At 59.4% G+C, this 22938-nt stretch carries 18 protein-coding genes; 11 read left to right on the top strand and 7 right to left on the bottom strand.

The features are described from left to right. Window positions 1-305 precede the first annotated feature (305 nt). A complete protein-coding gene (locus OIU19_RS19100) occupies window positions 306-776 on the top strand; it encodes a hypothetical protein (RefSeq protein ID WP_264236332.1) in 471 nt (156 codons plus the stop codon). Between the two features lie 244 nt (window positions 777-1020). On the opposite strand, the gene OIU19_RS19095 is transcribed toward OIU19_RS19100, so the two are convergent. Then, the gene (locus OIU19_RS19095; protein ID WP_027594196.1) at window positions 1021-2238 is read right to left on the bottom strand and encodes an argininosuccinate synthase; all 1218 of its coding nucleotides are present in this window, start codon (window positions 2236-2238) and stop codon (window positions 1021-1023) included. 152 nt (window positions 2239-2390) lie between these two features. After that, window positions 2391-3338 (bottom strand): OmpA family protein, encoded by a 948-nt coding sequence (locus OIU19_RS19090; protein ID WP_264236331.1) that lies wholly within the window; start codon window positions 3336-3338, stop codon window positions 2391-2393. A gap of 130 nt (window positions 3339-3468) precedes the next feature. Here OIU19_RS19090 and pyrC point away from each other — a divergent pair, with 130 nt between their 5' ends. Beyond that, the gene (pyrC, locus tag OIU19_RS19085) at window positions 3469-4515 is read left to right on the top strand and encodes a dihydroorotase (RefSeq protein ID WP_264236330.1); all 1047 of its coding nucleotides are present in this window, start codon (window positions 3469-3471) and stop codon (window positions 4513-4515) included. A gap of 56 nt (window positions 4516-4571) precedes the next feature. Then, the gene (gene rnt / locus OIU19_RS19080) at window positions 4572-5183 is read left to right on the top strand and encodes a ribonuclease T (protein ID WP_189661901.1); all 612 of its coding nucleotides are present in this window, start codon (window positions 4572-4574) and stop codon (window positions 5181-5183) included. Window positions 5184-5318: 135 nt separating this feature from the next. Here rnt and OIU19_RS19075 read toward each other — a convergent pair whose 3' ends face one another. Further along, window positions 5319-5921, bottom strand: a complete 603-nt coding sequence (locus OIU19_RS19075) for a peroxiredoxin (protein WP_112897608.1) — start codon at window positions 5919-5921, stop codon at window positions 5319-5321. A gap of 211 nt (window positions 5922-6132) precedes the next feature. Between OIU19_RS19075 and OIU19_RS19070 the strand changes: the two genes are divergently transcribed. Both OIU19_RS19070 and bfr read left to right on the top strand, forming a co-directional pair. Beyond that, window positions 6133-6354, top strand: coding sequence for a bacterioferritin-associated ferredoxin (locus OIU19_RS19070; RefSeq protein ID WP_186556207.1), 222 nt, complete (start codon window positions 6133-6135; stop codon window positions 6352-6354). A 203-nt stretch (window positions 6355-6557) separates the two neighbouring features. Then, complete coding sequence (bfr, locus tag OIU19_RS19065) at window positions 6558-7031, top strand: bacterioferritin (protein ID WP_186556206.1); 474 nt, start codon at window positions 6558-6560, stop codon at window positions 7029-7031. 88 nt (window positions 7032-7119) lie between these two features. Here the strand turns inward: bfr and grxD are convergent, their stop codons facing one another. After that, window positions 7120-7455: a Grx4 family monothiol glutaredoxin gene (gene grxD, locus OIU19_RS19060; protein WP_054899444.1), complete on the bottom strand. Its 336-nt coding sequence runs from the start codon at window positions 7453-7455 to the stop codon at window positions 7120-7122. A gap of 361 nt (window positions 7456-7816) precedes the next feature. Beyond that, the gene (locus OIU19_RS19055; protein WP_264236329.1) at window positions 7817-9925 is read right to left on the bottom strand and encodes a molybdopterin oxidoreductase family protein; all 2109 of its coding nucleotides are present in this window, start codon (window positions 9923-9925) and stop codon (window positions 7817-7819) included. Between the two features lie 363 nt (window positions 9926-10288). On the opposite strand from OIU19_RS19055, the gene argF reads away from it, so the two are divergent. Together argF and OIU19_RS19045 are read left to right on the top strand one after the other, a co-directional pair. Next, window positions 10289-11209, top strand: coding sequence for an ornithine carbamoyltransferase (gene argF / locus OIU19_RS19050; RefSeq protein ID WP_264236328.1), 921 nt, complete (start codon window positions 10289-10291; stop codon window positions 11207-11209). Next, window positions 11206-12315, top strand: a complete 1110-nt coding sequence (locus tag OIU19_RS19045) for an ABC transporter ATP-binding protein (RefSeq protein ID WP_186556203.1) — start codon at window positions 11206-11208, stop codon at window positions 12313-12315. The genes argF and OIU19_RS19045 overlap by 4 nt, the downstream gene beginning before the upstream one ends. An 82-nt stretch (window positions 12316-12397) precedes the next feature. On the opposite strand, the gene ybaK is transcribed toward OIU19_RS19045, so the two are convergent. Further along, window positions 12398-12868, bottom strand: a complete 471-nt coding sequence (gene ybaK, locus OIU19_RS19040; RefSeq protein ID WP_264236327.1) for a Cys-tRNA(Pro) deacylase — start codon at window positions 12866-12868, stop codon at window positions 12398-12400. Between the two features lie 305 nt (window positions 12869-13173). On the opposite strand from ybaK, the gene OIU19_RS19035 reads away from it, so the two are divergent. The 4 genes from OIU19_RS19035 to glpD all read left to right on the top strand — a co-directional run bounded on the left by OIU19_RS19035 (window position 13174) and on the right by glpD (window position 18268). After that, window positions 13174-14025, top strand: coding sequence for an MIP/aquaporin family protein (locus OIU19_RS19035; RefSeq protein WP_264236326.1), 852 nt, complete (start codon window positions 13174-13176; stop codon window positions 14023-14025). 75 nt (window positions 14026-14100) lie between these two features. Next, window positions 14101-15600 carry a glycerol kinase GlpK gene (gene glpK / locus OIU19_RS19030; RefSeq protein ID WP_186556200.1) on the top strand — a complete coding sequence of 500 codons (1500 nt, stop codon included), beginning with the start codon at window positions 14101-14103 and terminating at the stop codon, window positions 15598-15600. A gap of 170 nt (window positions 15601-15770) precedes the next feature. Continuing rightward, window positions 15771-16526, top strand: coding sequence for a DeoR/GlpR family transcriptional regulator (locus OIU19_RS19025; protein ID WP_264236325.1), 756 nt, complete (start codon window positions 15771-15773; stop codon window positions 16524-16526). A 203-nt stretch (window positions 16527-16729) separates the two neighbouring features. Then, window positions 16730-18268, top strand: coding sequence for a glycerol-3-phosphate dehydrogenase (glpD, locus tag OIU19_RS19020; RefSeq protein WP_264236324.1), 1539 nt, complete (start codon window positions 16730-16732; stop codon window positions 18266-18268). 57 nt (window positions 18269-18325) lie between these two features. On the opposite strand, the gene OIU19_RS19015 is transcribed toward glpD, so the two are convergent. After that, on the bottom strand, window positions 18326-22714 hold the full coding sequence (locus OIU19_RS19015) for an NEL-type E3 ubiquitin ligase domain-containing protein (protein WP_264236323.1): 4389 nt from the start codon (window positions 22712-22714) through the stop codon (window positions 18326-18328). Window positions 22715-22938 lie beyond the last annotated feature (224 nt).

Raw genomic sequence — 22938 nt, 5'->3', positions numbered from 1 at the left:
GGCGTAACAATAACCGAGGAGAACCTTCAATGGGTCTATGAATTGCCCTTTAAACGCATGCAGAGATGAGGACTACATAAAATAAGGAATAGTCCTACAAACAAGGAGTGGGCAAGTTGTTCAACCATTGATAATTAGGTCCAACATCTCTAAGCACTCGCCTGGTAGCACTCACTCAACCGAAGCAGCAGAAGCCAGAAATCAATCGGCACCCGCCATCCCCACCTGCCCATGGGAATGACTTCCTTTTGTTTTTAAACGTCATTACAGGTACATATAAAAAAATCCAATGTAAGGCTGCAGTCATGAACATTGAAAAGGGCCTGGGTCCATTGACGCTCATCGCCATCTTTGCCGGCATCGTTGAAGCCTCGGCCTTGGCTTCGCTGCCGTTTCTCTCTGAAAGCAGTCAGACAATCTACACTTGGTTTTTGGTCGGCTTCCCCTTCTTCTTAACGGTGCTGTTTTTTCTGACGCTGAATTTCAATCACCGCTCTCTATACCAGCCCCCCTCAACCTCCACCGCCGACAGACACTCTGTGCCCCCTGCGAACATTACTGCGCAGCCTTCATTACAGGCCCCAGACCAAAACAGTCAAATTATTGCCTTGTCTGGCCCTGAAGCGCAGAAGTTCATCGAAACTCACATTTTGCGGACTCTCAGCCACCCTCACGCGCAGCCCCGGAGTTGGACCTTGTGTAATTTGGATACACGCATGCGCATCAAGTTGATTGTTCACCCGGTTGCCGAAGACGAGGAACTGGCTGACTTTTGACAGAGACAAAAAAACCCGGTGCAAGGCCGTAATACTGTTCACTTAAGATGATTTTGGGGCCGCTCTGCGCCCTTCGCGGGCAAGCCCGCTCCCACAGGTATAGCGCCGCTCGGTTGGTCGGCGCCGTACCTGTGGGAGCGGGCTTGCCCGCGAAGGGGCGCAGAGCGGCCCCAAAGCAGGCGACAAGGGCCTTAAGTGAACAGCATTACGGCGCAAGGCCGGGTTTTTTCAAAACAGCGCGTTATTACAGTAGCGAGCGGCCCTTGTTAGCGGCAATCCGCATACGCAGGGCGTTGAGCTTGATGAAGCCAGCAGCATCGGCCTGATTGTAGGCGCCGCCGTCTTCTTCGAAAGTCGCGATGTTAGCATCGAACAGTGAATCGTCCGACTTGCGACCAACAACAGTGACGTTGCCCTTGTACAACTTCAGGCGAACCACGCCATTGACGTTGACCTGGGACGCATCGATCATCTGCTGCAGCATGACCCGCTCTGGGCTCCACCAGTAACCGGTGTAGATCAGGCTGGCGTATTTTGGCATCAGCTCATCTTTGAGGTGAGCGACTTCACGGTCGAGGGTGATCGACTCGATGGCGCGGTGAGCGCGCAGCATGATGGTGCCGCCTGGGGTCTCGTAGCAGCCACGCGACTTCATGCCCACGTAACGGTTTTCGACGATGTCCAGACGACCGATGCCGTTGGCGCCGCCGATGCGGTTCAGGTCAGCCAGCACGGTAGCCGGGGACTTCTCGACGCCGTCGATGGCAACGATGTCGCCATTGCGGTAGGTCAGCTCGATGTAGGTTGCCTGGTCTGGTGCGTTCTCTGGCGAGACGCTCCAACGCCACATGTCCTCTTCGTGCTCGGTCCAGGTATCTTCCAGGACACCGCCTTCGTAGGAGATGTGCAGCAGGTTGGCGTCCATCGAGTACGGTGATTTTTTCTTGCCGTGGCGCTCGATCGGGATGCCGTGCTTCTCGGCATAGTCCATCAGTTTTTCGCGGGACAGCAAGTCCCACTCACGCCATGGGGCGATGACCTTGACACCAGGCTTGAGCGCATAGGCACCCAGCTCGAAGCGCACCTGGTCGTTGCCTTTACCCGTAGCGCCGTGGGAGATAGCGTCGGCGCCGGTTTCGTTGGCGATTTCGATCAAGCGCTTGGCAATCAGCGGACGAGCGATGGAAGTACCCAGCAGGTACTCGCCTTCGTAGACGGTGTTGGCGCGGAACATCGGGAATACGAAGTCACGCACGAATTCTTCGCGCAGGTCGTCGATGTAGATTTCTTTCACGCCCATCGCCTGAGCCTTCGCGCGGGCCGGTTCGACCTCCTCGCCCTGCCCCAGGTCAGCGGTGAAGGTCACCACTTCGCAGTTGTAGGTATCCTGCAGCCACTTGAGAATCACCGAAGTATCAAGGCCGCCGGAATACGCCAGTACGACCTTATTTACGTCCGCCATGCCATCACTCCACGGGGTTGTACGGAAAGCGATTGATTCTACCGGCGTCAGTGACAAATTTACAGTGGGGCGACAGCTTCTGACGACAAAGCGACAGGAACTGTCGACGGCGCGACTATGGGTTGGTGGCGGTTATCCGAGTTTAGTGGCGACTAGAGCTGTTTGGCGGCAGGCGCAGCAGCTGGCGCTGATGTCGAAGCCGGCGCAGCAGGCGCCTGCTCAAGCGGCTTCTCGACCGGCTTGGCAACCGGCGTAACCCGATCCAGCTCAATATTCACTCGACGGTTGCGCGCACGATTGGCGGCGCTGTTGTTCTTGGCAAGCGGGTACCGCTCGCCATGGAATCGCACGGTGATCTGCTCTTCCGGCACGCCATGCGCCTTCAGGTAATCAGCTACGGCCAGGGCGCGGCGCCGCGAATTTTCCCGATTGGTCAGGCGATTGCCGCTGTTGTCGGAGTGGCCGTTGAGCTCGATGTGATTTACCGACGGGTCTGCCTTGAGGTAATCGAGGATCACATCCAGTCGCGCCCGGGCATTGCTGTCCAGATCGACCCCGGTGGGGAAGCCGACCTGGGTCTGGCGAATCTGGTCGTAGTTCATTGGCAGCAACTTACCGGCACACGCCTGATAATCGCTGTAGGCCTTGGCGAAGCTTACCGGCAGTACTCGCACTTCCATGGCCCGGCCGCCTTCGCCGGTGTAGTTGCGCACCACTGTGCTGCGTCCATCGAGCAGGCCATTGATCAGACGACTGGCCTGGCCCTGGGAGGAGGTGAACAGCACGCCGGTACGCGCCATACGCACGGCGCCCAGGTTGATATCGCCACGCCCAGGCTGCCAGGGCGCTGCAGCAGCGAGCAAAGTGGCCGAACCCGCTCCCAACACGTTGCTGTTGGAACGCAGCTGGAAGGTCGGCTGCTCGCCGGCGCGCCGCACGAACTCGCCGCTGCCAAAGCCTTCGATCGGCTGGACCAATCGGCACTCGAACTGGTCACCCTCGACCGTCCAGGCGATGTTCTCCATCCGCGTCTGGAAGGTCAGTGCACCGGCCGGCAGGCTGGCAAACAGAGTGAACAGGGCTAGGTAACGCTGGCGCACGGGCGGCTCCACAAATTCTGACGGCTTACCTGCAGGCTATCGGTCGGCTGGCGGAAAACTTGATAGCCGTGCTCGCCCAAGGGTTTTCCGGTAGCATTCACCCTTGAGTTCGACCCGCCTGGAATTCCCAATGTCCGACCGCCTGACCCTCCTGCGTCCCGACGACTGGCACATCCATCTGCGCGATGGTGCCGTCTTGCCCCACACCGTTGGTGACGTGGCGCGCACCTTCGCCCGTGCCATCATCATGCCCAACCTGGTCCCGCCGGTGCGCGACGCCGCCGAGGCTGGCGCCTACCGCGAGCGCATCCTTGCCGCTCGCCCGGCAGGCAGCCGCTTCGAGCCGCTGATGGTGCTGTACCTCACCGATCGCACCAGCCCTGACGACATCCGCGCGGCCAAGGCCAGTGGCTTCGTGTACGCCGCCAAGCTTTACCCGGCTGGCGCTACGACCAACTCCGATTCCGGCGTGACCAGCATCGATAACATCTTCCCGGCTATCGAAGCCTTGGCCGAAACCGGCATGCCATTGCTGGTACACGGCGAGGTGACCCGGGCCGAGATCGACGTGTTCGACCGCGAAAAACGCTTCATCGACGAGCATATGCGGCGTCTGGTCGAGCGTTTCCCGACGCTCAAGGTGGTGTTCGAGCACATCACCACGGCCGATGCTGCGCAGTTCGTCACCGAGGCCCCAGCCAACGTTGGCGCGACCATTACCGCCCAGCACCTGTTGTACAACCGCAACCACATGCTGGTCGGCGGCATTCGCCCGCATTTCTACTGCCTGCCGATCCTCAAGCGCAACACCCATCAGGTGGCGCTGCTGGACGCCGCTACCAGTGGCAATCCCAAGTTCTTCCTCGGCACCGACTCGGCGCCGCACGCCCAACATGCCAAGGAAGCCGCCTGTGGCTGCGCCGGTTGCTACACCGCCTATGCGGCCATCGAGATGTACGCCGAGGCGTTCGAGCAGCGCAATGCGCTGGACAAGCTCGAAGGCTTTGCCAGCTTGCACGGCCCGGCCTTCTATGGCCTGCCGGCGAACACCGACACCATTACCCTGGTCCGCGAAGAGTGGACTGCGCCAAGCAGCCTGCCGTTTGGCGACAATACTGTGATTCCGCTGCGCGCCGGTGAAAAACTGCGCTGGCGCCTGCTGGAGGAAAACGCGTGAGCGAAGATCTGTACGAAGACGACCAGGAAGGTCAAACCGGCGGTCCTCGCCACCCGATGGCCGAGCGCTTTCGTGGTTACCTGCCAGTAGTGGTGGATGTCGAGACTGGCGGCTTCAACAGCGCTACCGACGCACTGCTGGAGATCGCCGCAGTTACCATCGGCATGGATGAGAAGGGCTTCCTGTTCCCGGAACACACCTATTTCTTCCGCGTCGAGCCGTTCGAAGGCGCCAATATCGAAGCGGCCGCCCTGGAGTTCACCGGGATCAAGCTCGATCACCCACTGCGCATGGCCGTGAGTGAGGAAAGCGCGCTGACCGATATCTTCCGTGGCGTGCGCAAGGCGCTCAAGGCCAACGGCTGTAAGCGGGCGATCCTGGTTGGTCACAACAGTAGCTTCGACCTGGGCTTCCTCAACGCAGCAGTGGCGCGCAACGACCTCAAGCGCAACCCGTTCCATCCGTTCTCCAGCTTCGACACCGCCACCCTGGCCGGCCTTGCCTATGGTCAGACCGTGCTGGCGCGAGCGTGCCAGAGCGCGGACATCGACTTCGATGGTCGTGAGGCGCATTCGGCCCGTTATGACACCGAGAAGACCGCCGAGCTGTTCTGCGGCATCGTCAACCGCTGGAAAGAGATGGGCGGCTGGCGCGACTTCAACGATTGATCCAAAGGCCGCACTGCAGGGCCGGGCCGCTGCCACATATTCATTACGAGAGTGGGAGTAGCCGTGCTGCGCGATGGGGCTTTGAGCACGCATAAAAAAACCGGCCACTTGGGCCGGTTTTTTTATGCGTGGCGCTTACAGCTTGCCAGCATTCTCGCTCAGGTAGGCAGCAACGCCTTCTGGCGAAGCGTTCATGCCTTTGTCGCCTTTTTTCCAGTTGGCAGGGCAAACTTCACCGTGCTCTTCGTGGAATTGCAGGGCGTCAACCAGACGCAGCAGCTCGTCCATGTTACGGCCCAGCGGCAAGTCATTGACGATCTGCGAACGAACAACGCCGTTCTTGTCGATCAGGAAGGCGCCACGGAAAGCTACGCCGCCTTCGGACTCGACGTCGTAGGCTTTGCAGATTTCGTGGGTGATGTCAGCTGCCAGGGTGTACTTGACCTGGCCGATGCCGCCGTTGTTGACCGGGGTGTTACGCCAGGCGTTGTGGGTGAAGTGCGAGTCGATCGACACGCCGATCACTTCCACGCCGCGGGCAGCGAAGTCTGGGATGCGGTTGTCCAGGGCGATCAGCTCGGACGGGCAGACGAAGGTGAAGTCCAGCGGGTAGAAGAACACCAGGCCGTACTTGCCCTTGATGGCCGAGGCCAGGTTGAAGCTGTCGACGATTTCGCCGTTGCCCAGTACAGCTGGAACGGTGAAGTCGGGGGCTTGTTTACCAACGAGTACGCTCATTCGTTAACTCCTGATGATGGTGAAGAATCGTTGCCCGCACGCTGACAGCGCCAGGCATCCAACAAAGGCCGCCCATCATACACAGGTTCGAGTGACAGTCCGAATCCAACCGCCGGTCGCTCAAGGCGGGCGCTTTCAGAAAGCACTTTGACAAGCATTCTCATTACCATTAAGCTCCAATCCATCGACTCAACCCGCGATGGTCAGCCCTATGTATGTGTGTCTTTGTGTCGGCGTGACCGACGGACAGATCCGCGATGCGATCTACGAAGGATGCTGCAGCTACAAGGAAGTTCGAGCCGCCACCAATGTGGCCAGCCAATGTGGCAAGTGTGCCTGCCTCGCCAAGCAGGTGGTCCGCGAGACCCTGACCGACCTTCAGGTCAGCCAACAAGCCGCCCTGCCCTACCCCGTTGAATTTAATGCGGCCTGAAATACCAGCGAATTTGAAGAACCGGACCTCGTGTCCGGTTTTTTTATGCCAGTAATTCAATAAGTTAGCGCTCTAACGCGGTTCACAAACATTCTTATTCCGATTAAATTTCATTTATTATTCAATAACTTAGGTTTGACAGTGGTACTTGTGGGGCTCAAACTTCTCTGTATTGGCATACCTCACAGGGCAGGAACCCGGACATGAAAGGCGACGTAAGCGTCATCCAGCATCTCAACAAGATCCTCGGAAACGAGCTGGTCGCGATCAACCAGTACTTCCTGCACGCCCGCATGTACGAAGATTGGGGCCTGAACAAGCTCGGCAAGCACGAGTACAAGGAATCGATCGATGAGATGAAGCACGCTGACAAACTGATCAAGCGTATTCTCTTCCTCGAAGGCATCCCGAACGTTCAAGACCTGGGCAAATTGCTGATCGGTGAGCACACCAAGGAAATGCTTGAGTGTGACCTGAAGATCGAGCAAAAAGGCCTGACCGACCTCAAGGCCGCCATCGCCCATTGCGAAACGGTCGGCGACTTCGGCTCGCGTGAAATGCTCGAAGACATCCTCGAATCCGAGGAAGAGCACATCGATTGGCTGGAAACCCAGCTGAGCCTGATCGACAAGATTGGCATCGAGAACTACCTGCAATCGCAGATGGGCGAAGAATAATCTTCTTCCAGATACGAAAAAGCCCCGCCAAGTGCGGGGCTTTTTCGTATCTGCCAGAGCGGCGTGACCGCTCCGGCATCAGCGTGTATCAGGCTTCGGAAGCCTTGGCCTTGGCGGCTGCTTCCTTGATCAGCGTTTGCAGCTCACCCTTCTCGAACATCTCGAGCACGATGTCGCTGCCGCCGACCAGCTCACCGGCCACCCACAGTTGCGGGAAGGTCGGCCAGTTGGCGTACTTGGGCAGGTTGGCGCGAATTTCTGGGTTCTGCAGGATGTCGACGTAGGCGAACTTCTCGCCGCACTGCATGACGGCCTGCGAGGCACGGGACGAGAAGCCGCACTGCGGGGCGTTCGGCGAGCCTTTCATGTAAAGCAGAATGGTGTTGTTGGCAATCTGCTCTTTGATTGTTTCGATGATATCCATGGAACACCTCGTCTGAACTTTCCGACTCGATGGTCGGCACGGTGACGCATTGTATCGGAAAGCTCAGCGGTGGGTCGACCAGCGTGCGGACAGATCGACCAATGCGTTGTAGCCGTCAATGTTATCGCGGGGCAAGCTCGCTTCCACGCAAGCGCTCGTAGACCTTACAGCACCTGAGTTGGAGCAGTTAGGGCAGCATTTGTGGACGGTTCAGTCTTTAGCAACGCCTAGCAACGCCTAGCAATGTGGGAGCGGGCTTGCCCCGCGATAGCGTCATCGCAAACAACGCTATCGCGGGGCTAGCCCGCTCCCACGTGCACCCACGTTAGCTAACAGAAGAGCCAACCCGATAGCAGAAGAATCAAGCCGCCTCCACCTTCACCGGCACCCCATTCAACGCTGCATTGCCCGACACTGCATCGCGCAAATGCTCATCGGTCAGGTCATTGGCACTCACTCCAGGCTGCGCCCCGGCGATGTGCAGCTGCACGCCCTGACGGCCATGCCCATAACCATGTGGCAAGCTGACCACGCCCGGCATCATTTCCTCACTCGATTGCACCTGAACCTCGACGACCCCAGTCCGCGAACGGATCCGCACCCATTGACCGTCCGTGAGCTGCCGCTGGGCGAGGTCCTGCGGGTGCATCAGTAACTGATGACGTGGCTTGCCTTTAACCAAGCGGTGGAAGTTATGCATCCAGGAGTTGTTGCTGCGCACATGTCGACGTCCTATCAACAGCAGCTCGTCAACCGCCGGTGGCACCTGCTCAGCCAACCGGCGCAGATCGTCCAGTAGCAACTGCGGCGCCGCTTCGACGGCCTGGCTGGGGGTGCGCAAACGCGCCGCCAGGTTCGGCTGTAACGGCCCGAGGTCGAGCCCGTGAGGAAACTGATCGAGGGTTTCCAACGACAAGCGCCATGGCGAGCCCTCACCATGACGGCCTTTACGCAAAGCCAGATCGATCATCTGGGCGGGCGGCAAGGTCGGCTTGAGCTCCACACCCGCGCGCTCAGCGAAGGCCTTGGCCAGGCCGACGAAGATCTCCCAGTCGTGCAGTGCGCCCTCAGGCTTGGCCAGGATCGCCCGGTTGAAGCGCGTAACGTTACGCACGGCCAGCAGGTTGAAGGTAGTGTCGTAGTGATCGTTCTCCAACGCCGAGGTGGACGGCAGGATCAGGTCGGCATGGCGGGTAGTCTCGTTGATATACAGATCGATGCTAAGCATGAACTCTAGGCCCGCCAGCGCCTGGTCCAGCTGTCGGCCATTGGGCGTGGACAACACCGGGTTGCCGGCTACCGTTACCAAGGCCCGCACCTGCCCCTCGCCAGGCTCGAGCAGCTCTTCTGCCAAGGCTGCCACCGGTAACTCACCGCCATACTCAGGCAAGCCAGACACGCGACTCTGCCAGGCATTGAAGTGCCCACCGGCGGTACTGGCGACCAGATCCACCGCAGGTTCGGTGCACAACGCCCCGCCCTGGCGGTCAAGATTGCCGGTGACCAGGTTGATCACCTGTACCAGCCAATGGCACAAGCTGCCAAAGGCCTGGGTCGAGACGCCCATGCGCCCGTAACAGACGGCCCGCCCGGCGCCAGCGAACTCACGCGCCAGCAGGCGAATCTGCTCGGCGGCTACCCCGCACAATGGGCTCATGCGCTCAGCGCTGAACGGCGCAATCGCCTGGCGTACCTGCTCCAGGCCATTGACCGGCAAATGCGAGCCCTTGGCCAGATCTTCGCTGAACAGGGTATTGAGCAGGCCGCACAGCAACGCGGCGTCACCGCCTGGACGAATGAACAGATGCCGATCAGCCATGTTGGCTGTTTCGCTGCGTCGAGGGTCGACCACCACAAGCCGCCCGCCCCGCGCCCGTAAGGCCTTCAAGCGTTTCTCAACATCCGGCACGGTCATGATGCTGCCGTTGGAGGCCAGCGGATTCCCCCCCAGAATCAGCATGTAATCGGTGTGGTCGATATCCGGGATCGGCAGCAACAGGCCGTGGCCGTACATCAGAAAGCTGGTCAGGTGCTGAGGCAACTGGTCCACCGAAGTGGCCGAAAAGCGATTGCGCGTCTTCAGCAGGCCGAGGAAGTAATTGCTGTGGGTCATCAAGCCGTAGTTGTGCACGCTGGGGTTGCCCTGGTACACGCCCACCGCATTGCGCCCATGACGTTGCTGGATGTCCCACAGTTTGTCGGCGGCCAAGGCAAACGCCTGGTCCCAGCCGATGGGCTCCCAGCGTTCGCCCACACGCCTGTGCGGCTGGCGCAGGCGGTCAGGGTCTTGCTGGATATCCTGCAGCGCTACCGCCTTGGGGCAGATATGGCCACGGCTGAACGGATCCTGAGGGTCGCCCTTGATCGAGGCAATGCGCGCCTGGCCGTCGCTTTCATGGGCAATCTCGATGTTCAGGCCGCAAATGGCCTCGCACAGGTGACAGGCTCGGTGATGCAGGGTCGTGGACATGGTCGCCTCTGCCTTGTTGTTGTGAGCCTTCGACTATGCGCCCACCCTCAACCTCTCGCCAGCCGGCTTTGCCGCGTGAATCGCACGCCATCAGGCATACGATTCGCGACACAGGGTTTGCCAACGCCCCCGCGCCCCGTGTACAACCCCTGTAGTAAATAAAAAACAGTACCCACCAGAGGGTTACGACACCCGTTGATACAGAGACGCGGTTTCCCCTCTTGGTTTCAGGCGACATTTAATTATAGTATTGCGCCTTTCCCCTATTTCGTCCGCCCCGTGCGGCTTACGCCGCAGGTCACTCCCGTTGTCAATAAAACCATACGGTCGACCTGCAAACCGTTGCAGATAAGGTAGTCAATCATGAGCGCTAGGCACTTTCTCTCCCTGATGGATTTCACTGCTGACGAATTGCTCGGCGTGATCCGTCGAGGCATCGAGCTGAAGGACCTGCGTAGTCGCGGCGTGCTGTTCGAGCCGCTGAAGAACCGCGTGCTTGGGATGATTTTCGAAAAATCATCGACCCGTACCCGCCTGTCGTTCGAAGCCGGCATGATCCAGCTCGGCGGCCAGGCTATCTTCCTGTCGCCTCGTGACACTCAACTGGGCCGTGGCGAGCCGATTTCCGATAGCGCCATCGTCATGTCGCGCATGCTCGATGCTGTGATGATCCGTACCCATCACCACAGCATCCTCACCGAGTTCGCCGCACATTCGCGGGTGCCGGTGATCAATGGCCTGTCCGATGAGTCGCACCCCTGCCAACTGCTGGCCGACATGCAAACCTATCTGGAGCACCGCGGCTCGATCCAGGGCAAGACCGTGGCCTGGATCGGCGATGGCTACAACATGTGCAACTCCTATATCGAAGCCGCCCAGCAGTTCGACTTCCAGCTGCGCATCGCCTGTCCCGAGGGCTACGAGCCCGATCCACGCTTGCTGGCATTGGCCGGCGAGCGTGTGCAGATCGTTCGTGATCCCAAGCAAGCCGTCGCTGGCGCGCACCTGGTAACTACCGATGTCTGGACTTCCATGGGCCAAGAAGAGGAAACTGCACGGCGCCTGGCGCATTTCGCGCCTTACCAGGTCACCCGCGAACTGCTCGACCTGGCAGCACCCGATGCCCTGTTCATGCATTGCCTGCCCGCCCACCGTGGCGAGGAAATCAGCCAGGACCTGCTCGACGACCCGCGTTCGGTCGCTTGGGACCAGGCTGAAAACCGCCTGCATGCGCAGAAGGCCCTTCTCGAATTCCTTGTCGAACCGGCTTACCACCACGCATGAGTCAACCGCTACTGCTTAACCTGCGCAACCTGGCCTGCGGCTATGGCAACCAGCGCATCGTCCAGAACCTCAACTTGCACCTCAATGCAGGCGACATCGGTTGCCTGCTGGGGTCCTCGGGTTGCGGCAAGACCACCACCCTGCGTGCCATTGCCGGCTTCGAGCCAGTGCACGAGGGTGAGATCCAGCTCGCGGGCGAAGTGATCTCGCGCGCAGGCTTTACCCTGTCGCCGGAAAAACGCCGGATCGGCATGGTGTTCCAGGACTACGCGCTGTTCCCCCACCTGACCGTGGCGCAGAACATTGCCTTCGGCATTGGCAAGCACCCGCGCCAGGGTGAAGTGGTCGAGGAGATGCTCGAGCTGGTCAAGCTCGGTGGCCTCGGTGGGCGCTATCCGCATGAGTTGTCCGGTGGCCAGCAACAGCGCGTGGCCCTGGCCCGCGCGTTGGCCCCTGAGCCGCAATTGCTGCTGCTCGATGAGCCTTTTTCCAACCTCGACGTCGAACTGCGTCGGCGCCTGAGCCATGAAGTGCGCGACATTCTCAAAAGCCGCGGCACCAGCGCCATTCTGGTCACCCATGACCAGGAAGAGGCATTCGCCGTCAGCGATCAGGTCGGAGTGTTCAAGGAAGGTCGCCTGGAGCAGTGGGACACGCCCTACAACCTCTACCACGAACCGCAGACGCCCTTCGTTGCCAGCTTCATCGGCCAGGGCTACTTCATCCGTGGCCAGATGATCAGCCATGAGGCAGTCAATACTGAACTGGGCGAACTGTGCGGCAACCGTGCCTATATCATGGCGCCGGGCAGCTCGGTGGACGTGCTGCTGCGCCCGGACGACATCGTCCATGCGCCAGACAGCGAACTGCGCGCGAGCATCGTCGGCAAGAGCTTCCTCGGTGCGTCGACCTTGTACCGCCTGCAACTGGCTACCGGTAGCCAGCTCGAGGCGATTTTCCCCAGCCATGTCGATCATCAGGTCGGCCAGGATGTGGGGATTGCAGTGAAGGCCGATCACCTGGTGTTGTTCGCTGTGCCTGGCAGTGTCGCGGCGCAGTTGCCACGTCAGGAGAATGGCGTTCGCCGCTACAGCTCGGCAACCTGACAAGCCGCTCCTTACAACGCTGAGCCTATAGGAGCAGCTGGCTTTGCCTGCAATGGCCTGCGCAGCAGGCCGTTATCCATGACTAGCCCCGGCCAATCTCGGCAAAGGTGCCTTGGGTATGCTCAGCCAGCACTGCTGCAGCCAGCTCCACCTCCAACCCACGCCGCCCAGCACTGACGTGAATCGTTTCGAACTGTTGCGCTGATTGATCGATAAACGTGCGCAAACGCTTCTTCTGCCCCAACGGGCTGATCCCGCCAACCAGGTATCCGGTGGCCCGCTGTGCCGCAGCCGGATCAGCCATCTCGCACTTCTTGACCCGGGCCGCCTGCGCCAACGCTTTGAGGTCCAAGGTGCCACCCACCGGCACCACCGCCACCAATAACTCACCTTTCTCGCTGCTGGCCAGTAGTGTCTTGAATACCTGCACCGGGTCTAGCCCAAGCTTTTCCGCCGCTTCCAGGCCATAAGAAGCAGATTTGGGATCATGTTCATAGCTGTGCACGCGGTGTTCGGCGCGGGCCTTTTTCAGCAGATCGAGAGCGGGGGTCATGCAGGGCTCCGAGCAAGTACAGGTCGGCGGCTACTTTAGGTGAAAAGGCTTGAGCCAGCCAGTCTGTCGCCAGATCGCGGCGAGTTATCGGAATAGTCACTCTTGTTGCAGTTAGTCAGATTATGGCTGACCGTTCACTTTCGACCTTTGACATGAGCGTTTCTTGCCTATATTTTTTCGTTTCTGAATAAATGGTGCACTTTTAAGGTGCGCTTTCGCTTATCCGCCCGGGGTCAATGGGGATCGACTCTGGGCCTTGCTGTCGAGCGCCTTGCGCCTCACAACAACAAGAACCGAGGTCATACATGACGACTGCTCTACGCGAACCAACGCTTTCCGGCCAATGCATGGCCGAATTCCTGGGCACGGCCCTACTTATCTTTTTCGGCACAGGTTGCGTCGCTGCGCTCAAGGTCGCTGGCGCCAGCTTCGGCCTGTGGGAAATCAGCATCATCTGGGGGGTCGGCGTGAGCATGGCGATCTACCTCACCGCCGGGGTTTCCGGCGCGCACTTGAACCCAGCGGTGAGCATTGCCTTGAGCCTGTTCGCGGGCTTCGACAAGCGCAAACTGCCCTTCTATATCCTTGCTCAGGTCTGTGGCGCCTTCTGCGGCGCCGCCCTGGTCTACACCCTGTACAGCACTCTGTTCTTCGATTTCGAACAGGCCCACGCCATGTTGCGTGGCAGCGAGGCAAGCCTGGAACTGGCCTCGGTGTTCTCCACCTATGCCCATCCAGCCCTGTCGATCGGCCAGGCATTTTTGGTCGAAATGATCATCACGGCCATTCTCATGGCGGTGATCATGGCCCTGACCGATGACAACAACGGCCTGCCCCGCGGGGCGATGGCGCCACTGCTGATCGGCCTACTGATTGCGGTTATTGGCAGTGCCATGGGCCCGCTCACCGGCTTTGCGATGAACCCTGCCCGAGATTTCGGCCCAAAACTGATGACTTTCCTCGCTGGCTGGGGCGAAATCGCCTTTACCGGCGGGCGCGACATTCCCTATTTCCTGGTTCCGGTGTTCGCACCGATCGTGGGCGCATGCCTGGGCGCGGCGGTTTACCGCGGCCTGATCGCGCGCAATTTGCCGATGGCGCAAACCGCGAACCTGCAAACAGACGATAATCCCCAGAGCGATGCGCAGGTGTCCTGATTCGGACACCTAAACGCATGCCGGGCCGATTCCCCGGCCAGCCTGACCTAACCCTTTTTGTGCAAGGCCACCGACATGACAGACACCCAGGACAAGAACTACATCATCGCCCTGGACCAGGGCACCACCAGTTCGCGGGCCATCATTTTCGACCGTGACGCCAATGTGGTCGGCACCTCCCAGCGCGAGTTCGCCCAGCACTACCCACAGGCCGGCTGGGTCGAGCACGACCCAATGGAAATCTTCGCCACCCAGAGCGCGACCATGGTCGAGGCCCTGGCCCAGGCGGGTATCAGTCACGCCCAGGTCGCTGCAATCGGCATCACCAACCAGCGCGAAACCACCGTGGTCTGGGACAAGGAAACCGGCCGCCCGGTCTACAACGCTATCGTCTGGCAGTGCCGACGCAGCACCGAGATCTGCGCCCAGCTCAAGCGCGACGGCCATGAAAGCTATATCCGCGAGACCACCGGCCTGGTCACCGACCCGTACTTTTCTGGCACCAAGCTCAAATGGATCCTGGATAACGTCGAAGGTGTACGCGAGCGCGCCGAGCGTGGCGAGTTGCTGTTCGGCACTGTCGATACCTGGCTGATCTGGAAATTCTCCGGCGGCAAGGTGCATGTCACCGACTACACCAACGCCTCGCGCACCTTGATGTTCAACATCCATACCCTGCAATGGGACGAGAAACTCCTGCAACTGCTCGGCGTACCGCGCCAGATGCTGCCGCAGGTGCGCTCCTCCTCCGAGGTCTACGGCCAGACCAAGAGCGGCATCGACATCGCCGGTATCGCTGGTGACCAGCAGTCGGCGTTGTTCGGCCAGATGTGCGTGGAGGCCGGTCAGGCCAAGAACACCTACGGCACCGGCTGTTTCCTGCTGATGAACACGGGCGACAAAGCCGTGACCTCGTCGCATGGCCTGCTCACCACCATCGCCTGCGGCCCGCGCGGCGAAGTGGCCTATGCGCTGGAGGGCGCGGTCTTCAATGGCGGCTCGACCGTTCAGTGGCTGCGTGACGAACTGAAGATCGTCAACGATGCGCTGGACACCGAGTACTTTGCCAGCAAGGTCAAGGACAGCAACGGCGTCTACCTGGTACCGGCCTTTACCGGCCTGGGCGCGCCGTACTGGGATCCGTATGCCCGTGGCGCGTTGTTCGGCCTGACCCGTGGAGTCAAGGTCGATCACATCATCCGCGCAGCGCTCGAGTCGATCGCCTACCAAACCCGCGACGTGCTCGACGCCATGCAGCAAGACTGCGGCCAGCGCCTGAGCGAGCTGCGCGTGGACGGCGGCGCGGTGGCCAACAACTTCCTCATGCAGTTCCAGGCCGATATCCTCGGCACCTGTGTCGAGCGGCCGCAGATGCGCGAGACCACCGCCCTGGGCGCCGCTTACCTGGCGGGCCTGGCATGCGGTTTCTGGAGCGGCCTGGACGAGTTGCGCGACAAGGCGATCATCGAGCGCGAATTCAGCCCACAGCTGGATGAGACGCAGAAAGAGAAGCTCTATGCTGGCTGGAAGAAAGCCATCGAGCGTACCCGTGATTGGGAAGATCACGAGGCCTGATTCAGCCTTCATCGACCAATCGCGGGGCAAGCCCGCTCCCACGTGCGCTTATGCTGAACACGTGGGAGCGGGCTGGCCCGCGATGACCTGGGCGAGCTTCCTTTGCTGGCCGTCATCCCTTTCCTACGGCATCATTGCAGCATTTGTCCGGCAGCCCCAAAGGACCGCCCATGAATCTGCCCCCCCGCCAACAACAAATCCTCGAACTGGTGCGCGAACGCGGCTACGTCAGTATCGAAGAAATGGCGCAGTTGTTCGTCGTTACCCCGCAAACCATCCGCCGCGACATCAACCAACTGGCCGAGATCAACCTGCTGCGCCGTTACCACGGTGGTGCGGCGTACGACTCAAGCATCGAGAACACGGCCTACGCCATGCGCGCAGACCAGATGCGCGATGAGAAACAGCGTATCGCTGAAGCCGTGGCCCTGCAGATTCCCGATCACGCTTCGGTGTTCATCAATATCGGCACCACCACCGAATCGATCGCCCGCGCGCTGCTCAATCACAACCACCTCAAGGTCATCACCAATAACCTGCACGTCGCCTCGATCCTCAGCACCAAGGACGATTTCGAAGTCTTGGTGGCCGGCGGCACGGTGCGCCGCGATGGGGGGGTGGTCGGTCAGGCCAGCGTCGACTTCATCAACCAGTTCAAGGTCGACTTCGCCCTGGTGGGCATCAGCGGTATCGATGAAGATGGCAGCCTGCTCGATTTCGATTACCAGGAAGTGCGCGTATCCCAGGCGATCATCGCCAATGCACGCCAGGTCATCCTCGCCGCCGACTCCAGCAAGTACGGACGCAATGCCATGGTCCGCCTGGGTTCGATCAACCTGGTCGACTGCCTGGTGACCGACCAGCCCCCCTCCCCCGCGTTGAACCAGTTACTGGCCCAGCACAAGATTCGCCTCGAAGTGGTGTGAGCGGCGTTGGGGCCGCTTTGCGGCCCCAAGATCCTGGGCTCAAGCACGCTCGTCGCAAATGTTCATAAATGTTCACTTTCTTGTCATCTGATCAGTTTTTTCTATGAAGACTGACTGGCGATAGCCGTTCTGTTGCGCTAGTATTTTCGGAAACGAACATTGATGTTCATATTCGATGTGAACAGCCTTCAGGAGGCCTGCCCGTGTCCCAGCCCGTTTCGTCCCAGCCTACCCTCGCCGACTGCTACGATCTTGCCGTGATCGGTGGCGGTATCAATGGCGTGGGCATTGCCGCCGATGCAGCCGGACGTGGCCTGAAAGTGTTCCTTTGCGAAAAGGACGATCTGGCCCAGCATACCTCCTCCGCCAGCAGCAAACTGATCCATGGCGGCTTGCGTTACCTGGAGCACTACGAGTTTCGCCTGGTGCGTGAGGCCTTGGCCGAGCGTGAAGTGTTGCTGGCCAAGGCGCCGCATATCGTCAAGCCGATGCGTTTCGTCCTGCCTCATCGCCCGCACCTGCGCCCGGCCTGGATGATTCGCGCCGGCCTGTTCCTTTACGATCACCTGGGCAAGCGTAAACGCCTGGGCGCTTCGCGCAGCCTGCGCTTTGGCCCTGGCAACCCGCTCAATCCGGCCATCACCCGCGGTTTCGAATATGCCGACTGCGCCGTCGACGATGCGCGCCTGGTGGTACTCAACGCCATGGCTGCGCGTGAAAAAGGCGCCGATATTCATACCCGCACCCGCTGCCTGCGTGCCGAGCGCATCGATGGCCTGTGGCAAGTTGAATTGCAGCACGCCGATGGCAGCCTGCGGACCATCCGCGCCCGCGCCTTGGTCAATGCCGCAGGCCCCTGGGTCGCCAGCTTCATCAAAGACGATCTCAAGCTCGATGCGCCATACGGTATCCGCTTGATTCAAGGCAGCCACATCATCGTGCCGCGCCTATACGAAGGCGAGCACGCCTACATCCTGCAGAATGAAGATCAGCGCATTGTTTTCGCTATCCCCTACCTCGGGCGTTTCACCCTGATCGGCACCACCGACCGTGAATACAGCGGCGATCCGGCGCAAGTGAAAATCACCGAAGCCGAAACCGACTACCTGCTAAAGGTGGTGAACCAGCATTTCAACCACCAACTCAGCCGTGCCGACATCCTGCACACCTACTCCGGCGTGCGCCCGCTGTGCAATGACGAATCGGATAACCCTTCGGCAGTGACCCGTGACTACACCCTAGCGTTGTCCGCCAGTGAAGGCCTGGCGCCACTGCTGTCAGTATTTGGCGGCAAGCTTACCACCTACCGTAAACTGGCTGAGTCGGCCATGACCGAACTCAAGCCCTTCTTCACTCAGATGCGCGAAAGCTGGACCGCCGAGAGCCCCCTGCCCGGCGGCGAGAACATGACCGAAACACAAGCCCTGGTCGATTCCCTCCTCGCACACCATGACTGGCTGCCTGTGGACATCGCCAAACGTTGGGCAAGCACCTATGGCAGCCGCGTATGGCGGCTGCTGGAAGATACTCAAGGGCCGGCTGACCTGGGCCAGACGATCGGCGGCGGCTTGTTCACACGCGAGGTAGACTACCTACGCAACCAAGAATGGGCCGTGACTGCCGAAGATATTCTTTGGCGCCGCACCAAGCTGGGCCTGTTCACCTCTACGGCGGAGCAACAGGCGCTGGTCGATTACCTGAAGCAAGTAGCAGATCACAGCGCGGGGATCCGCGCTGCCTGACGGGAATTGACGCAGCGCTTCGCCTATCGCGACGTGCTGCGTCAATACCTGAGCACCTTACAAGGGCCAACGCGCATACGCCTCTACCGTCAAACGCTTGATGAGTGCGGTTTCCTGCGTTTCCAACTGCTGCTTTAACTCATTACACCGCTCCAGGTACGTGTTCTCATCAATCTGATTACTCTCCACTTGTAATGCGTACTGCTCCAGCGTTTGCTGCTGAGCATCGACCAATGCTCTGAATTGCAAGAAATAGATCTGTCGCAGGTAATCCTGCCAGAAGGGCTGATCTGCCAGCGATTGCACCAGTTGCTCGGTGGATTCCGCAGAAAGAATTTCGACCCTGGCACTGTCGATATCTTCCGCCGTCACAAAAGAATGATCCTCAAAGTGCATACGCAGCGGTTGAGCTGGCAACTTCAGCCGCGTGGCCAGCCTTGTTCGGTATGCCAGGTAAGTTTCGATGTCGTCGATCCGCTCCAGGTTGCGCGGCTCGTTCGCGTTCACCTCCCTCAGCCACTTCAGTTTACGTGCAGCAATCCTGTCCACCTGCTGCAAGCGAAACAGCGAACGCCCAAGCCTTATCAAAGCGGCCTCACTCTGCATCTGGGCCAAACCTGCCATCTCGCGATGAACCAGTACACGGATTTCCATCTGGCTGAGTAGCCATAGCAGCCTGTCCTCACAGGTGGCCATTCCGCCCGCCTGTTCGAACAATAGCTCGCGCAACTCGCCATTTTGCTCGCATGCCTCGATGATGTTCCACACCCTTGCCCGGTAGTACGCGGGATGTTTCAGATAATCAGAAGATCGTGCGAAATCACGCAAAAAGCGGAAAAAGTCATTCGCTCCAGGCTCACTGCGCAGGTTACTCCATAACGCTTCGCGCTCAGCGCGCAATGCTGAGGACGAACCTACCAGCCATCTAGACATCTCAGCTTGCAGAATCAGGTGATGCCGATAATAAGGACTGTGTTGAACAGCATGACCAGACGCAGTCGATGGAGCCGGTTGTTCATTCAGCAGAGCCTCACTGGCCTCATTCAATGGATTGTCGTGCAGTGCCATTTGCCGCAAGCGGGCCTGCAGCCCCTGAAGGTCGCGATTGACTTCGCGAATCTGGTTCTCTCGCAGATCGGCAATGCCTCGCCAAGGCAACTGCTGAACCTCAGCTGGCAGCTCTGTAATGGCCGCCCCACGCATCTGTACCCAACGCAAGTTGAGTAAGTGCCTCACCTGCGGTGCATCTCGCAACGGGTTGTAATTGAGCCCAAGTATCTCCAAATGCAACAACGTACTGAGCCGTTGGCTGTCCGCTGGCGTCATCACTATCTGGTTGTTATCGAGGCGTAAAATGCGAAGCTCGGTCAATTGCTCTACACCCGACGGGATAGACACCAGCCGATTGCTGCTCAGATAGAGCTCCGTAAGGTTCGGAAAACGCCCGAGAAAATCAGCATCGACAGTCTCCAGATCCATATCGAGCAACGCCAGGCGTGTCACATGGTTGAAGGTAATGTCTGAAGGCAAGTCAGGCAGGCTTGCTACACGCTCGCCACGGATTTCCAGCTCATAGCTGCCATCCATCCGCAGTCGCAACTTGCGCCGCCAGCAGCGCCTGATAGCGCTGGCCACCCTGCTGCGCCTGAGAAGATCCAATACGTTTCCATAATCGGACTGCCAAGTCGTCAGCGCTTCGCTCAATGCCATCCATTGCTCATGCAACGCTTGGTAGTGAGTCCACGGATCAACACCTTGGGCAGTCAAATTGAGCATGTACCGCTGCAATTGCGTATCGTCGAGGGTTGGGAATACTTGCAGAATTCCGCGCCTGGCAGCCGCGGTTCGGGTTTCGCCCCGCCCACTGAGCGGGTAGCCGAGCCGACCATCGGCAAAGCGCAAGGGGGGGCGAACACCACCGGCGATAGGCGTCTGCCCTATGAGCCTCGATGCCAAGTCACGGTGAACTCGCGCGTGCCCCGCCAGCCGGTCGGTCAATTGCTGATCGTCCAGCATGGCATTGCCTAGGCGCACTTTCTGCTCATCGCTCATGCACAGAAGAAGAGCGTGCATCAGGCTGTTGCTGGGTGTTGCCGGACGGCGGGAGTCTACGGTAGCGTCATGAACGCTGTAGCCGTGCCCTTCCCGCACGATGTAACGGGTTTGTTGTGCCACCCCTGAGCCCACCTGCCCCTGCAAGAGGCCCTGCGTTGAACCAACACGAAGTTCGATACGCAGCCTATCTGGCCAGGGAGCAAGCTCATGGACCAAGCCGATCGCCAGCCTTTCAGTATCGCCATTGATCGCCTGCTGCTGACGCAAACCGGCGCATGCACGATCCAGCCGACTGTCATGCAGGAACCAGCGAATTCTCTCAGCCATCACCAACGGTACGCGCCCGCTGGAGCGCAGTTGTTCAAGGTGCAGATTGTCGACCTGCTTGCGTATCTCCTTTGCCCCTCGCACCGAAAGCCCAGGAAATGATCGTCGGATCAATGCATCTTCAACTTCCTCCACCTCTTGGGCCGCAGCGACCAGCAGCTCGAATGCATCCGCCTCCATGGCGGGATGGAGGGCGTGCAGGTGATGGCGATCATACGCATCCAGTAGCCGAGCAGGCGCCGGGGCGTGCTCCACATGCAATTGGCGCAGCCGCTCCTCGTCAAAACCTGTGCAATCGAGTACCGCTGTTGCCTGTTCCGGCTTCATGTCAAAAAATGCTGCTGCCAGCCGACGCAACAATTGCAGTTCACCTGTCCATTCCTGAGGCAGCTCCAGCGCATGACGCCACCCACCACTGCCATTGCGTTCAAGCAACGGCCTGTATGCACCATCGCGCTTTGGATGGCGGATCACCAAATCCTTGCCGTTTTGCGAACGCGCCATCTGGAAGGTGCCCTCGTGGAATTGCACTTGAGTTCGTCCCAGGTAACTCTCGCCCTGCCCCGGCGACAGGCCCAGAGATTGGTCGACCTGGTAAGGCGTCATGTCAAACGAGCACAGTTTCAATCGCCCACTCTCAACTAACACAGGGGTCAATTTGCGCAAAAAGGTCACCCCGACCCCCACCGCCGCTCCCAGCGCCAGGTTTTGCGCAACCGCAAACACATGACCCAGGGCAGCCTCACGGTCGCCTAGCCGCCAATCCTGATAGCCTTCGTAGACTTCGTCGGCGACCTGAAACGCTGCAACACCCAGCATCAGCTCGCCCAGTACAGGTATGAATAGCCCGGCCAAGCCCAACAGCGCCAGGCCGGTATTTTCATAGTTGGCCAGGCGCCGACGTCGGCTGGCGGCATCTTCATCGTCTGTGGGCACCACCAGCACCCTGGCATCGTCGAATATCTTGTCGATGTACAAGGCTCGAAGATGAGCAAACAACGGTTGGTCTAGGGGAAAATGGCGACCATCGAGTTCAAGTGCGGTGCCTGTCGCGGTCTTGGCCCGAAGACGCTCAAGTTTGGCACTGAAGTCCATACGCTCGCGCTCGCCAATGAAACGCATAAAAAACGTCTCATAACTCGACTCACGCAAGCGCTGTCCCAAATCTGCATAGAGTGCGGCCCAGGAGGCATACTGCCGAACCGGCTTGTCAGCATCGCCAGGAATCCAAACGATTAGACCGCTAGGGGCAGCATCTCTGTGGTCACGCGTTTCGACCACCACCACCCCTTTGACACATTTACCAAGCACGAACAGCTGCCTACAGACAAGCACCGTGGTGTCGGCAGCTACGATCGGCTTTGGCGCGACAACTCTGAGCATCTGTAGATAGCTGCGCTCATCAATGTCTGCTTTGAAAAAGGCGATACGTACCGCAGCATCCAATGCCGTGCGCTGCGCCTCTTCAAACACTATCTCGATCTCTCGCCGAGCATGCCCTGGGGTGCCGCCCTCCTTGTCAGCCGGCAGCAAGTGCTCACGCAATACCCTTTGATAGTTGCCGCCTAAGTCCAGCTGACGGCAAAGCTTGGCGAACAACGCAAACGAAATGGGCAGCAAGGTGCCTGATGCAGCCTCTACCCGCCGGCGGACACGCGGCCTGGCGACAATTTCATCTGCAGCAAAGTTGTGCATTGCCGCAGACAGCAGTGGCACTGAGTCTGTGCGCACCGTGATCTCCAAAGGGGGCAGAGGAAAAATGCTTGGATAAAACTTGCGTACCACTGTACACAGCTGCGCCGACCTTACATCGACATGGAAGTTGTATTTCTGGGTAAGGGCTTGCTCCAACAGCGGTGCGCAAAACGCTGCCAGCTCGGGGAGACCACTCAGCAGCCGTTTCAATCGTTCGGCACTTTGCTGCTGCCCAATCAACGCAAGATGTAGCTCCTCGAGCGCATCACCGGGGGCATTTTTCAGCCAATCGGGTAACTGCTTGGCGATCAACGCATCTATTGAGTCGGAGGGAAGTTCGTGAACAGCCTGCTCAGGGGTATCGTTCATAGGGTGCCTCTCTATTCTTGAGAAGCGAACAGCAAGCCTCGAACGGCCTGGGACAAGGTGTTAATTAGATAGGACTGAGCCCTGCTTGAACGAATCCATTCGGATTCCCGAACGACTCAGCCGCAATTCATTCGGAGATCCGTACAAAAAACTGTTACAGGGCAACCGCTAAACTGTTGATCGCCTGCGTCTGCGGGGCGTTATGATCTCTGACAGAGCTTGGC

It is taken from the genome of Pseudomonas sp. BT-42-2, from assembly GCF_025847435.2.
Classification (GTDB): Bacteria; Pseudomonadota; Gammaproteobacteria; order Pseudomonadales; family Pseudomonadaceae; genus Aquipseudomonas; species Aquipseudomonas urmiensis.
Note: the sequence above shows the minus strand (reverse complement) of the source record. Positions and strands in the feature narration are given on the sequence as shown.

Excerpts from the sequence above, each read along its gene's own strand:
- OIU19_RS19100 (WP_264236332.1), top strand. The coding sequence starts at position 306 with ATGAACATTGAAAAGGGCCTGGGTCCATTGACGCTCATCGCCATCTTT.
- OIU19_RS19095 (WP_027594196.1), bottom strand. The coding sequence starts at position 2,238 with ATGGCGGACGTAAATAAGGTCGTACTGGCGTATTCCGGCGGCCTTGAT.
- pyrC (WP_264236330.1), top strand. The coding sequence starts at position 3,469 with ATGTCCGACCGCCTGACCCTCCTGCGTCCCGACGACTGGCACATCCAT.
- rnt (WP_189661901.1), top strand. The coding sequence starts at position 4,572 with ATGGCCGAGCGCTTTCGTGGTTACCTGCCAGTAGTGGTGGATGTCGAG.
- OIU19_RS19075 (WP_112897608.1), bottom strand. The coding sequence starts at position 5,921 with ATGAGCGTACTCGTTGGTAAACAAGCCCCCGACTTCACCGTTCCAGCT.
- OIU19_RS19070 (WP_186556207.1), top strand. The coding sequence starts at position 6,133 with ATGTATGTGTGTCTTTGTGTCGGCGTGACCGACGGACAGATCCGCGAT.
- bfr (WP_186556206.1), top strand. The coding sequence starts at position 6,558 with ATGAAAGGCGACGTAAGCGTCATCCAGCATCTCAACAAGATCCTCGGA.
- grxD (WP_054899444.1), bottom strand. The coding sequence starts at position 7,455 with ATGGATATCATCGAAACAATCAAAGAGCAGATTGCCAACAACACCATT.
- OIU19_RS19055 (WP_264236329.1), bottom strand. The coding sequence starts at position 9,925 with ATGTCCACGACCCTGCATCACCGAGCCTGTCACCTGTGCGAGGCCATT.
- argF (WP_264236328.1), top strand. The coding sequence starts at position 10,289 with ATGAGCGCTAGGCACTTTCTCTCCCTGATGGATTTCACTGCTGACGAA.
- OIU19_RS19045 (WP_186556203.1), top strand. The coding sequence starts at position 11,206 with ATGAGTCAACCGCTACTGCTTAACCTGCGCAACCTGGCCTGCGGCTAT.
- ybaK (WP_264236327.1), bottom strand. The coding sequence starts at position 12,868 with ATGACCCCCGCTCTCGATCTGCTGAAAAAGGCCCGCGCCGAACACCGC.
- OIU19_RS19035 (WP_264236326.1), top strand. The coding sequence starts at position 13,174 with ATGACGACTGCTCTACGCGAACCAACGCTTTCCGGCCAATGCATGGCC.
- glpK (WP_186556200.1), top strand. The coding sequence starts at position 14,101 with ATGACAGACACCCAGGACAAGAACTACATCATCGCCCTGGACCAGGGC.
- OIU19_RS19025 (WP_264236325.1), top strand. The coding sequence starts at position 15,771 with ATGAATCTGCCCCCCCGCCAACAACAAATCCTCGAACTGGTGCGCGAA.
- OIU19_RS19015 (WP_264236323.1), bottom strand. The coding sequence starts at position 22,714 with ATGAACGATACCCCTGAGCAGGCTGTTCACGAACTTCCCTCCGACTCA.